We start from the raw sequence: 14,529 nt of genomic DNA, 5'->3' as shown, positions 1-14,529 counted from the left end.
TGAGTCAAACACTCAGTTTTAACACTCAGCGTAATCAATAGGAGTATAACTAAAGTCATAAAAACTTTTAGCTTATGCTGGTTTGAAAAAGAATTCAGAAGTCAGAATGGGCTACGCCCCACTTTGCTAACAAGAGCCAGAATCAAGACCCTCATAAGAGTTGCTATACATCGTAGAGAAGGCTTTACGCTGTGCTATTATCCGCTTTTTCAGTTATAATTCCGAATCAATTCTGTTTCGATAAAAAATTTTCCAAGTCACACAACTTGAAAACTAAAGCTAAGACTTGCCCAATTATTCACATCCCAGATATATGAGTCGGTTGCTGTGCTGTTCATCTCAGTTTTGAGGGTGCTGGCGTTATGCAAGTCTTGCAGCAAGGCTTGTGCAACGTCTAAGGGATTCAACAATGGGCCAATCGTCCGTTGTTCGACTGTGGAATACTTAGCAGTACTCAAGGCGGCTAGAGTTTCCCTAAAGGGGACAGGACTAAAAATAAGTTGTTGTTCGCACTCAGAAGCTGGCCCTGAAATCACCCATTGGGAAGCAGCATTAGTTTGGGGTAAGGTGAGGCTTTCACCAGGGGCGATGACGACTTCTTGGAGGATAGGCTTGATGTCGGTAGTATGTGGTTCTTGGGAAGTTTCCCAAGAGTAGAAGGCAACTGCTGTATGATTATTGTTTAATCCCAGTAAGATTAAATATACTGGGCGATCGCTCTGGTTTTCCACTCGATATTGCATTCGACTACCGATAGGCACAATAGGAGTGGGGAGAGACGCGATTGATCGCGTCTGTACTGATTTTTTAATCGAAGTTTCACTTTTGAAGGTTCTGACTGTTTCGCGCTGCATGACGACGCGAGGCGATATATTATTAATTATTTCTAAGTTTGCCTTGAGAGCCAAGCGAGAAGAACCTCCATTTTCTGTAAGTCGCCATAACTTGGCTGCTAGCAAGGTTGATAATTTTGGCGCTAACCTTTGCACTGTTAATTTTATTGCTTCTCCTACTTCCCCCGTGGTATTGGGAATTGGCTCGCCCCCAAGAGAAAATAGACCATAACGACTGGGAGTTTCCTGTAGCTTGGCAAATACATAATCAGCTGGTTTTTCACCTAGAACTACGGTAGATATATGGGAAAATCCCGCAAAGGCACTTGTAGCGTCTACCCGCTCAATTCTTTCTAATCCAGTATCAAAAGCTATTGTTAAATTGATATTTCGGGGTAATACCCGGACTGCTTCTTGGACGAGTTGCCCGATTTGTAGGGGATTTGCATCTTCAATTTTGTAAATTTGCGCTTTTGCTGTTAACCCAGTGCGCGATCGCAATACTAATTGCTCTTTTGTCTGTAGTGTAAACCTAGAATTCACTCCGTAGTATAGCAGCACTTGTGGGGGTAATCCTCCTAACCACAGATGCACGGTTTTACCGTCTTCTTCAATATCACTCACCGCGCCTTCTGCACCAATGATACCGTCTGGCTGTAGAGACGTTATATCTGGATTTTTCTGACTACTTAATAATGCTGGTTGCTGTTTACTACCTAATTTATATAGAGAATTTTCCACGTGGGAAAGGGCGACTTGAATTTTGGTGGCTGGCGTGAATTCCCACAAATACTGCGTCAAGGCGTAGGTGAATAACCCAGCACTAAAACCAGAAAAAAGACCTTCTCTTGCTGGCTGCTTTGGTTCTGAGGTAGCTGCTAAAACAATCGGAGTGTTGGATAACTTCTGAGTTTTAAGTTGTTTGAGAAAGTCGAGTTCTTCAGTTGCTAGCTTTGCTGCTGACTCCTGAAGGGCACGAGTTTTTAATCCTATTACTGTGTTAGGAGCATCATAGCTAGTATCCAATACTGCTGTTACTTTGTCTGTGGAGAGCGATCGCAATAATAGCAGTAGAGTTTCTTCTAATATATGATTGACTATTTTGTCATCTTGTAAGTCAAGAGCTACATTAGCTGTCACCAGAGCATCTTGGATTGTATCTGGCGATGTTTCCAATTTGACACGAGTGCCATAACCGCTAAAGTGGAAAAAAATTGTATCACCAGGTTTAGCTTGTTTGCCCAGATGATCCGAAAAAGCCGCCTCAATGAATTCCCTGCTGGCTTGTTCCTCAGTTAAGGTTAGAATATCTGACCCTTGAAAACCAAAGCGGTTAATCAAAAGTTCTCTTTGCAGTTCTACATCTGTCAGACAACCACTGAGATTTGCAATTTTGGAGTATTGGTTAATACCTATTAACAATGCCAACTTGCGCGAGTTGGGTTGTGCCAAAGCCTGATAATAGCGATTTCCTAAAGTCAACCACTCAGCTTCCGTTACTCCCAATACCGCGAGTATTGAGCCAATTTTATGTAAAAACGTGCGGCGTTTCATAATTAGCTATCAGCCCTAAGCCCATTAGCTAGCAGCTTACAGGGCTGAACTCTGTATTGTAAAGTTACAAAAGTGTGGGGAGCGGGGAGATGAGGGAGCAGGGGAAGAATAACTATTAATTATTTACCAATGCCCAATGCCCAATTCCCAATTCCCTAAACAGGTACTTCTATCCGCATTGCCCGCGCTAACTCAGCCGCTACCTCTGGACGAGAAAATTCTGGTGGAGGTAACTCGCCGCGCCGCAGCATTTCCCTAACTTTTGTCCCCGATAGGTGAATGCGTTCTTCTGGCCTGCTGGGACTAGTTTTAGATGTTGCCATCTGCTTAGTACGCGTGCAGTAGAAAGCGTGTTCAAATTTCATCGGCACAATGCCCAATTCACCTGGGGCAAATTCATCAAAGATATACTGTGCATCGTAAGTACCGTAATAGTCACCAACGCCAGCATGATCCCGTCCGACGATAAAGTGAGTACAGCCGTAGTTTTTGCGGACTAAAGCATGGAATATTGCTTCACGAGGCCCAGCATAGCGCATTGCGGCTGGATTAATTGCCAAAGTTACCCGGTCTAAGGGGTAGTAATGTTCCAGCAAAATTTCATAGCAGCGCATCCGCACATCGGCAGCAATATCATCTTCTTTTGTCGCCCCGACTAATGGGTGCAAAAATAGACCATCAACAATTTCTAAAGCGCACTTTTGAATATATTCATGGGCGCGGTGGATGGGGTTGCGAGTTTGGAAACCAACGATTGTTTTCCAACCCTTATCTTTAAATAGTTGCCGTGAGGCAGCTGGATCTATTTGGTAAGTGGGAAACTGGGGATGAGGTTCGCGCTGCAACAGCCAAATATCACCCGCCAGATGTACAGTACCTTGGTTATAGAGTACCTGCACGCCTGGATGTTTGACATCATCAGTGCGGTAGACATTAATGGCTTCGCGGGTTTTGTCGTAGTTATATTTTTGCGTAAGTTGCAAAACTGCAATAAATTCACCTCTGGAGTTATCCAGACGAATTAAGCCACCTTCTTGCAAGGGGGAAGCTACTTCTTCGCTGACCGATAGTGTAATCGGGATTGACCACACAAGACCATTAGCTAGTCGCATTTCTGTAACAGTGCGATCGTAGTCTTCTTGGTTCATAAAACCCGTGAGTGGACTAAAAGCACCGATCGCAATCATTTCTACATCCGAAACGGCGCGATCGTCTAGTTGCACTCGTGGCAAAAAGTCAGCTTTTGAGAGAAACTCTGCCCTTTGTTCTGGTGTGGCGATACGGTTAACCAACTGTCCACCGTGGGGGGCTATGGCATCTGGATTGTGACTCAACGTAATCCCCTCTTTGTTTTTACTGTTATTGTTTCAGATTATGTACTAACTTACCAAATGCTGGTACGTAGAAATAAATAGTTTAGGGAATGGAGGAAAATTGTTGCAACTAGCTTCTAAGCGATCTAATTAGGTTACGCTAAAGCTAATCCAGCCTCAAGTTTCAGAATAGTTCCTTTATAAGGAAAATGCTTATGAATGCTGTATCTCCCGTTGTTAAACCTGTTAGCAAAATGCGGCTAGCACCAGGTAGTACAGTATCTATTCAAAATGTAAGCTGGAAGGGATTTGAGTCTATCTTGCAAGAACTGGGGGAAAAGCGATCGCTACAAGTTGCTTACAGCAAGTCTACGTTAGAAATTATGGTTCCTCTACCCGAACACGAAAAATCAAAGGACTTAATTTCGGATATTGTCAAAATATTGCTGAAGATCGCCGGGAAAAGTTATGAACCCTTCGGTTCAACTACCTTTAAGCGGGAAAATATAGCGGGGGTAGAACCAGATGCTTGCTTCTACATCCAAAATTACCAAAGAATGATTGGTCGTCGCAAACTGGAACCAAATGATCCGCCTCCTGATTTGGCAATTGAAACAGATGTAACATCAAAAACAACTCTTGATGCTTACGAAGCGATAGCAGTTCCAGAACTATGGATTTACGATAACTTTTCAAAGTATTAGAGAACGTTAAACATTTATCAGAATTTCGCTCTTTTAAAAATAATTTGCTGATAGCTCTAGATGGGACATAATATTTTTGATTTATAAATAACCCCCGCCTTAAATATGAAGGCGGGGGGAAAGAATAGTTGTTTAGTTATCTCGAAAAATGTAAATTCATACTCCGATTCAGGAACGCCGAAAATCGATGGTTTTGAAGATTTTGAGCTTCTGGCTAAAATCGTTGGCTAAAATACAGTCGCAGCATCGATTCCATCGGCAAAGGCATCTAGTCCAGTCCAATTGCCTTTAATCGGTTTTGGATAACCCTCATCGGCTTTGTCAGCAGCAATATCGTAGCGAATAAACTCAGATCCTTTAAATAAATAAACTTTACCATTACCTAGATTCAGGGCGGCATCGATATTTGAAAAATGAACTCCAGGCCAATAAGATGCAATGTGATAACTATTACCTGTGGCTCGCTCGGCAGCAATATCATAGCGAGCATAATTACTACCTTTGAAGAAATAAACTTTGCCCTTGTCTAGATTGACGGCAGCATCAATATCTTTATCGAAGCCATCCATTCCAGCCCAATTGTCTTTAATCGGTTTTGGATAACCACTATCAATTTGAGCAGTAGGCGCATCGTAGCTAATATACTCAGATCCTTTGAACACATAAATCTTCTCATTGTCCCAATGTACAGCAGCATCGAAGCCGTCAGTGAAGGCATCTAATCCGGGCCAATTACCTTTAATCGGTTTTGGATAACCCTCATCGGCTCGATCAGCAGCAATATCAAACTGGATATACTGGTCTCCTTTGAAAAAATAAGCTTTTTTCAAAGGATTTGAGATGGGGCGATCGCGGGGGTCGAGGAGACTAGAAGAAATGTCTGTGATATTAAAAGTGAGTGCTTCACTCTCATTAGTCGTTGTCACGATATAGAAAAAATTGTCGCAAGCATCATTTTTGTACTTGTTCCCTTTTTTGAACCAATATTTAGTTCCATTCTGATTAGTCCATAATTTCACGGTAGATCCGTTATCACTGAAATTACCAGCTAAATAACTGTAGTCGGATTTAACGTAGAGATAGCCACCGTTGTAGGTTAGCCATTGGTCTTTGTAGGGGCCATCATAAAACTTGAAGGAACATCGATCAGTATCGAAAATCTCCATCGTAAAATAGGCAACATAAGCATCATCAGTAGATAAGCAAAGATACTTGCTGTGCGATTCTGTACAGGTCGATGTCAAAAAGTGTTTGTATTCGTATTTAACTCCTACAAGCTCGTGTCCCACAGATAACTTGACATATCTTTTTTGATTTTCCATTTGAATTCTCCATTGAAGTTGAATATAATTTGCAGACTGAGCATTTCCTGATTGAGGAAAAAACTTTTGTAGCTCGTAGTACGGGTGTGACTTTAGGATTTTTCACACCAGTTATCAGCTAATTTAAGCTTTCGATACTCGTCAATTTATAAAACGATTAAAAGTATATTCACTCTTCAAAGCACAAAAGACAAGGACAGATAAGACAGATAAGAAACTTTTTATAAATCTATAGGAATCCGGTTTGAATTTTGAAAACATACTGAGATTGAAATGCTTGTCCAGCAAGGATTTCTCTCTAAAATCCGTTTGAAAATCAAATAGGATTCCTATATGTTATGGGACTCCGATTTGATTTCTGAAAACATACTGAGACTGAAAAGTCCGTTTCATCAGAGTTTTATCTGAAATCTTGTTCAAAAATCAGATATGAGTCCTATAGTGAACTGTCCTAACAATTGAACAATATTTCTCTTGGTCAATTCTTGCTCATTTAACTTATTCAATCAATGCTTGTTGTAGGGTAAATGAAAAAATAAATGCTTCAACCTTCAGTAAAAATTCTTGAAAGTATAAGCATGAAAAAATTTTGGGAAAATACCCGCAATCTGACTGAATACGGTTTAAATATAATTTTGAGTAGATACAGCGCTTCCGGCTATTATGCAATACAATTTTCTTCTTACCTCTCTCCTATCATAGCTTTCAGCTTTGAGGCTGTACCTCATAGCCGCCGGAAGTGCTGTATATATAACGTTATTGGAAATAAAACTAAAGTTAGAGAGTCGTGGCAGCAGCAACTTAACCTAGTTAAAAAAATTCAATGTCATCTGACTCTGCTACTGAATGAGAGTTTTGAGGAGTAGCTCTTTTTCTGGCATTATTATCCAATTTAAACACAAAAATACCCCTCCAAAACTCAGGGCAGCTTTTGCCTATCTGAAGTTCACAGGAGGGGCAGTTTTGACTTCTACCGAAACCGGGGCAAGATTCAACTAAACTGCTCAATTATTCCGCCACCTAACACTTTTTCTCCGTCGTACCACACCGCCGCTTGTCCGGGGGTGATGCTGATTTGGGGTTCATCAAACACCAAACGCACACGAGAATTTTCCAACGGAATCACCATCGCTGGTGTAGGTGTTGAACGATAGCGAATTTGCACTTCGGCATGAATTGGGGTGGATGGTTCAGCAATAGAAACCCAATTTACCCGTCCGACTGTGCATTCTGGCTGAGTTACCTTAGTGCGATCGCCTACTACTACTTTATTATTTTCCGCATCTAATTCAATCACATACAAGGGTTCGGCAGCAGCAATCCCCAAACCCTTGCGCTGGCCAATGGTGTAGTGATGTACACCATCATGCTGTCCCAAAATCTTGCCTGTGGTATCGACAATATCGCCTGTTTTGGGAGCTAAATATTTATCCAAAAATGCCCGCATGGAACCGTTACTTTCCACTAAGCATAAGTCTTGACTTTCTGGTTTATCAGCAGTTTTCAGTCCGTATTCAGTCGCGATACGCCGGGTGTCAGTTTTTTCCAGTTCACCCAAAGGAAATATAGTTGCTGCAAGTAAATCTTGAGACAAATCATAGAGGAAGTATGACTGGTCTTTGTTGCGGTCAACAGCCCTTAATAATTGGTAACGTCCAGTTGCTTCGTCATAGCTAATTCGGGCATAATGACCGGTGGCAATGCGATCGCACCCCAATTCTTCACGAGCATACTGCACCATTGGCCCAAACTTCACCGTTTTATTGCACTGAGAGCAAGGCAAAGGTGTAATCCCAGCACTGTAACCAGTCACTAGGTAATCGACAATATGGGTTTGAAAGAGATCCCGAATATCTACAATTTGATGGGGAACGCCCAGTTGTTCACAGAGATCAGCCGCGTCGATCATACCTTCAGAGCAACATTGACCTTTGCCTTTCATTAGCCAAAGAGTCAAACCAATCACTTCATAGCCCTGATGGTGCAGGATAGCTGCGGCGGTGGAACTGTCAACGCCACCAGAAAGACCAACGACGACTTTTTTCATACAAAGCACGACACGATAGCTGCGTGGTTGTCCAATTGTAGCACACACTCTTCCAAAGCCTTGCTACCAAAGCACTTCGGTTTTAAAGGAAGCAAATCGAGGCGATCGTAGTAAAAGTGAAAGCAGTTTATGCACGCATTGGAAATAGTACCCTCTGGGGTACTATTAAGCATTCAGAAATACTTCTATATTCGGAATACAAACCCTGGTAGAGTCTAGTGCAAAAAGCAAAAGTTAAGCTATTTGATTGGGTGGTGTTGGCGAATAATTGAGCATTACCCGGATGCCGACGGGGAAGCGTCAAGCTACGCAGAGTTTAGGGAAGATTATAAGCTGAGAAAGCTTGTAAAGTAAACTTTTAAGCATTACTAAACTGGATAGTTATTTCTGCCACCTGCCTAGTAGAGGTTGGCGTAAATAAGCCACTCTTATCAAATATCTAAAACCCCTACGCAACAGTAATTACGAATTAAGAATTAGGCTTTCGTGTAGCGTCTTGTAGAGAAGGGGTATTAGTTTACTTCTATCTTGAGAATTAGATCCGCAACCAGGGTAAAGGCAAGATTAAGCAAAGGAATATTTATGACAGATCAAGTTATTAATTGGAACAATGTATATTTACAAACAATTCGTCTGAACGGTGGCGCTCCTGGGCCAATCTCCCGTACTGGTGCTATATTACATGCTGCAATATACGATGCTGTCAATTCCATTGATCAAGATTACAAACCGTATTTAGAAATTCTTCCGGTAAAATTAGGAGCTTCTAAAGAAGCAGCAGCAGTTTATGCCGCATTTACTGTATTAAGTAGCGACACTGTTTATCCTAATGCCAATTTTCCCAAATCAAAAAATAAAAACCAGAGCTTTTTTGACGCAGAACGAGAGAAAGCCATCCATGACATTAAAAGTACTGGTGTGTCGCAACAGAGCATTGATGATGGTAAAGAACTTGGAATCGCCGCAGCTAAAGCAATCCTCAAAAATCGAGAAGGGGACGGGTTTGATGACAAGACCGATTACAAATCAGGACATCAGCCTGGTGATTGGCGACCAACTGGTTCTGGCCCTGCAACTACCCCAAATTGGGGCAAAGTAAAACCTTTTTCGCCAACCTTAATCAAGAAGTTTCGTCCGACTAAACCAGCAGGCTTCAGCAGTAAACAGGATCTACTGGCCAGTGTTGAATATACTGCTCAAGTAAATGAAGTAAAACGGCTTGGTGCTGCTAACTCTACTGAACGGACTCAAGAACAAACCGATATTGCTCTTTTCTGGGCAAATGATCTTGATGGAACATATAAGCCACCTGGACAGCTTTATACCATAACCCAGATTGTCTCTAAATTGAGATGTCTGAGCTTTTCCGAAAATGCACGGTTGTTTGCTTTGGTGGGTTTAGGTTTAGGCGATGCGGCAATCTTGGCATGGGATGCGAAGTACGACACCGATTTGGATTTGTGGAGACCAGAAACGGCAATTCAAAGAGCATTTGAAGACAACAACCCTGGAACAACTGCTGATCCCACTTGGAGACCTCTATCACCCAATGCTGATGGCACTCGATTTTCTCCTTCATTTCCAGCCTATATCTCTGGTCATGCCACTTTCGGAGCAGTCCATGCCGGTATTTTGCGGAACTTCTTTGGCACTGATAATGTTACTTTTACGGCAACATCTGAAGATCCAAGTGCGAGGGGCAATAATGGCATTAGAATCACACGGACATTTAATAGTTTCTCTTCCGCAGCTTTAGAGAATGGGCGCAGTCGTGTTTATCTGGGTGTCCATTTTCAATGGGATGCAGACGCAGCTTATGTGTCTGGCACCAAATTGGCAGACTTTCTGTTTGAAAGCTTACTGACACAAAATTGTAGTTAAGTAGCACAGCGCTAATATTTTTCTCATTCCTCGTCGTATGGGAGTGCATTCATTTGAGCTGTTGACTCAATTTCTGATTGGATTAGGACTGAACCAAAACTACACATAGTAGGGGCAATTCATTAATTGCCCCTACTATGTGTATAATTTATCGAACCGCCAAGTCGCCAAGAACGCCGAGAATTAGTAGAGTATGCGTAAGTCCTAAATCAGAGCAGACGAACCAATTTTGGGGCGGTCAAAAATGAATGCGGATGGCTATCTAAGAATGGTTACAAATGTATTTTTTGCCACGCAGATGAGCTAATTTTACGTTAACGCTATATAGTAGTTGCTACAACGGTGAACTAATTAGTTCCTCATGGAAATTGCTTAAAAATACTTTGACTACTTTCTAAGTACTATGTCGAGAGGAATACCAAGTAAATTTACCCCTTTTCAGATGCTGCGCCGAAGTTCTGAGGGTTGGAAGCCCACTATCCGATTTCTCCCCCTGTTAGTAGGAGGATGGTTAGTGCTGATTCCTGACTATGCCCCAGCACAAGCAGAAATCCACAACAGTATGCTACTGGCTCAACAAGGAGGTGAAGCTTTACCACCACCGCCAATTCCCTTTGGTCAACAGCCATCACCGCAGTTACAACCAGCAGAACTAGTGGAGGATAATCAATCCGATCTAAACTTTCAACCCCCTCAACCATTACAAAATAATCAATCCGATCTGAACTTTCAAGCCCCTCAACCATTACAAAATAATCAATCCAATCAGAACTTTCAGCCCCCCCAAACTACACAGTTTAGTCAATATAACCAGAACTTTGAGCGCTACTTAGTTTACGTAGATAGTAGTGATTTCCAGACGTTACAAGCAATCCGCCAGATTGAACCCAGTGCTTACATTCGCGAGTACCAAGGAAGGAATGTTATTCAGTCAGGTGTTTTTAACAGAGTATCTAACGCCCAAGAACGGGTGAATGAGTTACAGTCACGGGGAATATATAGCGCTCGGATTATCAGCTTTGGTAACGGACAGGAAATAGATGTAGGTAATAGAGGCTTTATAGGGGAACGTAGCAATATAAATCCTCCCAAGCAAGCCTCTAGATATTATGTCGTTATTCCGACTACTCAAGAACAGTTATCTGCGATCGCAGAACAAATTAGGCAGAATCTAGCCCGATTTAGCCAAGATTTAGGACGATCTGGCGCAGTCCTCGAAAGGACGCAACCACGAGGGCCACACGTAGCAGTAGGGCCTTTCGCCGATCGATTCCAAGCTGAGGAATGGAATAAGTATCTGCGAAATATAGGATACCGAAATGCCAGGGTTTTCTACGGTAAATGAAGAAGTTAGGAGTCCATCGATTTGAGATTTTGAATTTTGAATTGAAGAACAAATCTAAAATTTAAAATCCAAAATTGATAGACTCTCCACTTCCACAATTATTAACGCAGGGATTCAATAATTACCGCTATTGTAATTAAACACAAGAGGATAATTCCCACAGGAAGCAAAAACTGTTGTAACAGGTATAACAGTATAGGTATGATTTGTAAAATACCTAAACCACTGGATAGGACGTAAGCGATCGCAATCCCAAACAGCACTAACAAGAAATATTTCAAAGACTTAGAAGCAAAGCGAAAGAGAAGTGTATCTTGATTGGTGTCCATAATTTTACTCACGAAAGTAGCTGATTTTTAGCAGTGAATATTTTTTTTGATTTCCAATTTCTCCTTTACAAAATCAGAAATGGGAAATCATACCCAGCACGAAGATTAGTTTTACACGTGGATATTTCCCTGATGGGGTGAATTATTCAAAGACTGTTGTTGCTTTTGTGGATTGCTTTGCTTTTCGTAACTAACTAATAGTTGGAACGAAATAAACAAGCCCAACAACAGCAGCAAAAACGAGCCGAAACTAGAAGAATACTTATTTATTTCTCGCTCAACACCACATTTCAGGCAAACATATCTATTGGGATTACGTGTATCTTGGGCAAAAGGGCACTGATTCTGATTGCAATCATGATGACAATCTCTGTCTAACATCATTGAACCTCCTGTAGGATAAAGACTTACATACTTAGTTGTAAATACGCTCTACAGAATCTAGTTAGTTAATACCCACTGCTGTTTAGTAGACTCCACTTTCATGAGTCATTGATCTAGGACGGTAACAAATAACATCTGTGATTTACTAAGGTTGCAGTAGTAGCGCTGATAAAATCTATCCTCAATCACCTTATTATTGGCGCTTAACTTAACTTCGCCTGTATTACTTACAAGAGTAATACAGTCCATAACGCTTTGCAGTCGGATAAAGTAAGCTTCCTACCCAGTAGGAAAAAGTTTTTTTGTAGTATGGTGGGTAGGAAGAAGTAGTAAAAGTATGGTTATAATGAATTACAAATGATACATCAAGTTAGCAAATGGGTGTAGAAGAGGCCTTAGAGTTTGTAGATAACTTGGTTTTTCTCCAGACAGGAGAACATCTAGATAAAACTCAAAGGATTATCTTGCGTAATTTGTGGGAGGATGAAAAGCGGACTTACCAGTATATCGCCAACAGCCGTGGTTATACAGAAGCGCATTTAAAAGCAGTTGGTGCAGAACTTTGGCATTTACTCTCCAAAGTGCTAGGAGCGAAAGTCTCAAAATCTACCTTTCAAGGCGTAGTTCAAGGATTTAGAACAAACCAACAGTCGCAAAAAGCTTCTCAGATTCCAAATCTAGCGACGAATGGGACTAAACCCCAAGATTTAGATTCTAACTTTGTAGGGCGCGATCGCCAAATAGCCGAACTCCACACCTTATTCAGTCGGGGAGAAAAAGTTATCCTCATCCAGGGTGAAGGTGGTGTTGGCAAAACAAGATTAGCACGCAAATATTTTAAAAGTCAAAAATTTAATTTTGTCCTAGAACTGTGGATGGCCACAGAAATCCAAAACCTTACTCCTGTAGAGAGTGTAGTTGAAGAATGGCTACGGCGATACTTTAACGAAGAACCAGGAGGCGATTTTGGTATCAGCCTAGAACGACTACGGCGCAAACTCCGAGAACAAACTTCTAAAATTGGGGTATTTATCGATAATCTAGAAACTGCTCTCGATAAAAATGGTAAGTTCCTAGAATATCGTCGCCCTTATGTTGAGCTATTGAGAGTATTAGCAGACTCGGATGTGCATTCAGTTACTTTAGTCACAAGTCGTGAGCGTTTGCGGGAGTCTAGCCTAGAGGTTTATCTTTACCCACTCGAAGGTTTAGATGATGAAGCATGGCGAGAATTTTTCAGCCGTTGCCACATCAATTGTGATTGTACTATTCTCAGTGAAATGTGCAGAGCTTATGGAGGTAACGCCAAAGCAATGCAAATTCTCCGTGGAGCAATATTGACGGATTTTTCTGGGGACATCCATTCATATTGGCAGGAAAACTCTACAGATTTATTAATAGAAAGAGAATTAAAAGATTTAGTTGCCAGTCAATTTAACCGTCTCCAAGAAAATGACTTAGAAGCTTATCGTCTCCTTTGTCGTTTAGGATGCTATCGTTATCAAGAGATTCCTTCACTAACTATCGAGGGAGTTTTATGTTTGCTTTGGGATGTATCAGCCCAAAAACGTCGAGGTGTAATTAAAGCTCTACAAGATTTGTCTTTAATAGAAGCAAAAAAAGGACAATACTGGTTACATCCTGTAATTCGTGATGAAGCGATTAGTAGATTAAGATTAGTCAGTGAAGAATGGGAATTAGTAAACCGAAAAGCCGCAGAGTGTTGGACACAGAGAGTTGCATCTATTACAAATATAAATGATGCTTTAACTGCTTTAGAAGCTTATTATCACTATGTAGAAATTAGTGATTTTGAGAAAGCTGGTGATGTAATCTTACAAGGAAGAGGTAAAAAATGGGGTACAGGTTTACCTTTAGGTTCCTCGTTTTACCAATTGGGACTACTTCAGAAAAATTTTTCTGTAATTCAACGAATAATAGACGATATAAAATCGCCAGAAAGATTAATTAGACTTTACAATATACTTGGCTATACATATCGAATAATCGGTTGCATTAGAGAAGCGATAGAATGCTATGAGAAATCAGGAAAAGTCTTAGGCACATTAGATGCCAAACAAACAGAAATTTCTATTTTGTTTAATACAGGGCTTTGCAAACTGGAATTATGGGAAATAGAAGCAGCCGAAGATTGTTTCAATTCTGTTTGTATACTTGCTGAACAAAATAGCAATCTTGATGATTACATGACTTATGCCCAATGCTGTCTAGCTATGATAAAATCACGCTCTGGTAGCAGAGAAGATGCCTTTAATCTTGCTGAAGTTGCCTTTTCTAGCATCTCAACATCAACTAGAGTGACTTTGTGGGGAATAGGGCATAGTTTAGTAACTCTCTGCTTAACTTATAAAAATTTAGGTAATATGAAAAAATCTTTTGAGTTGTGCCAACGAGCTATATTTCATTCTGAAGAAAACAACTTTACTCAGATTAAAGGTAAAGCTATAAGTTGTATTGCGGAACTTTTCCGAGAACAGGGAGAATTTGCAAGAGCAATTTTTCATCATTCAGAAGCGATAGGAATTCTTGATAAAATTGGTGCTAAATCAGACTTAGCTGAGGCTTATTATCAATTGGCATTAACTCATAAAAAAATGGGTGAAATTAGTCAAAGTAGGGAAAGTTTTTTACAAGCGATGTCTGCGACGGGCTACGCCTACGCACTTTTTAACGAAATGCAAGCACCCAAGCAAGTTGAGAAGGTTCAAACAGCAATGGATTGTTTTGAAAAATAGGCAATAACACTCGATTTTACTGCTTATTCCTGTTTTCTCATTTAGATATGAAGTCTTTGGA

General features: G+C 40.9%; 11 protein-coding genes. 5 read left to right on the top strand and 6 right to left on the bottom strand.

Annotation, left to right across the window (positions count from 1 at the left end):
• Positions 1–257: 257 nt before the first annotated feature.
• Positions 258–2,387: a caspase family protein gene (locus ACFFRD_RS09385; protein ID WP_392481258.1), complete on the bottom strand. Its 2,130-nt coding sequence runs from the start codon at positions 2,385–2,387 to the stop codon at positions 258–260.
• A 155-nt stretch (positions 2,388–2,542) separates the two neighbouring features.
• Complete coding sequence (gene sat / locus ACFFRD_RS09380; protein ID WP_392481257.1) at positions 2,543–3,721, bottom strand: sulfate adenylyltransferase; 1,179 nt, start codon at positions 3,719–3,721, stop codon at positions 2,543–2,545.
• Between the two features lie 194 nt (positions 3,722–3,915).
• Between sat and ACFFRD_RS09375 the strand changes: the two genes are divergently transcribed.
• On the top strand, positions 3,916–4,404 hold the full coding sequence (locus ACFFRD_RS09375; protein ID WP_392481255.1) for a Uma2 family endonuclease: 489 nt from the start codon (positions 3,916–3,918) through the stop codon (positions 4,402–4,404).
• A gap of 227 nt (positions 4,405–4,631) precedes the next feature.
• Here the strand turns inward: ACFFRD_RS09375 and ACFFRD_RS09370 are convergent, their stop codons facing one another.
• Positions 4,632–5,726, bottom strand: a complete 1,095-nt coding sequence (locus ACFFRD_RS09370) for a hemopexin repeat-containing protein (protein ID WP_392481254.1) — start codon at positions 5,724–5,726, stop codon at positions 4,632–4,634.
• Between the two features lie 578 nt (positions 5,727–6,304).
• Between ACFFRD_RS09370 and ACFFRD_RS09365 the strand changes: the two genes are divergently transcribed.
• Positions 6,305–6,592: a hypothetical protein gene (locus ACFFRD_RS09365; RefSeq protein ID WP_392481253.1), complete on the top strand. Its 288-nt coding sequence runs from the start codon at positions 6,305–6,307 to the stop codon at positions 6,590–6,592.
• 125 nt (positions 6,593–6,717) lie between these two features.
• Here the strand turns inward: ACFFRD_RS09365 and mnmA are convergent, their stop codons facing one another.
• Complete coding sequence (gene mnmA, locus ACFFRD_RS09360) at positions 6,718–7,773, bottom strand: tRNA 2-thiouridine(34) synthase MnmA (protein ID WP_392483038.1); 1,056 nt, start codon at positions 7,771–7,773, stop codon at positions 6,718–6,720.
• 582 nt (positions 7,774–8,355) lie between these two features.
• Between mnmA and ACFFRD_RS09355 the strand changes: the two genes are divergently transcribed.
• Both ACFFRD_RS09355 and ACFFRD_RS09350 read left to right on the top strand, forming a co-directional pair.
• Positions 8,356–9,654, top strand: a complete 1,299-nt coding sequence (locus tag ACFFRD_RS09355) for a phosphoesterase (protein ID WP_392481252.1) — start codon at positions 8,356–8,358, stop codon at positions 9,652–9,654.
• A gap of 403 nt (positions 9,655–10,057) precedes the next feature.
• Positions 10,058–10,999 (top strand): hypothetical protein, encoded by a 942-nt coding sequence (locus ACFFRD_RS09350; RefSeq protein ID WP_392481251.1) that lies wholly within the window; start codon positions 10,058–10,060, stop codon positions 10,997–10,999.
• A 101-nt stretch (positions 11,000–11,100) separates the two neighbouring features.
• On the opposite strand, the gene ACFFRD_RS09345 is transcribed toward ACFFRD_RS09350, so the two are convergent.
• Positions 11,101–11,328, bottom strand: coding sequence for a hypothetical protein (locus ACFFRD_RS09345; protein ID WP_163933087.1), 228 nt, complete (start codon positions 11,326–11,328; stop codon positions 11,101–11,103).
• A 111-nt stretch (positions 11,329–11,439) separates the two neighbouring features.
• On the bottom strand, positions 11,440–11,712 hold the full coding sequence (locus ACFFRD_RS09340; RefSeq protein ID WP_392481250.1) for a hypothetical protein: 273 nt from the start codon (positions 11,710–11,712) through the stop codon (positions 11,440–11,442).
• A gap of 377 nt (positions 11,713–12,089) precedes the next feature.
• On the opposite strand from ACFFRD_RS09340, the gene ACFFRD_RS09335 reads away from it, so the two are divergent.
• A complete protein-coding gene (locus tag ACFFRD_RS09335; protein WP_392481249.1) occupies positions 12,090–14,468 on the top strand; it encodes an AAA family ATPase in 2,379 nt (792 codons plus the stop codon).
• The last annotated feature ends 61 nt before the right edge of the window (positions 14,469–14,529 follow it).

The organism is Nostoc sp. C110 (assembly GCF_043099725.1).
GTDB lineage: Bacteria > Cyanobacteriota > Cyanobacteriia > Cyanobacteriales > Nostocaceae > Nostoc > Nostoc muscorum_A.
Note: the sequence above shows the minus strand (reverse complement) of the source record. Positions and strands in the feature narration are given on the sequence as shown.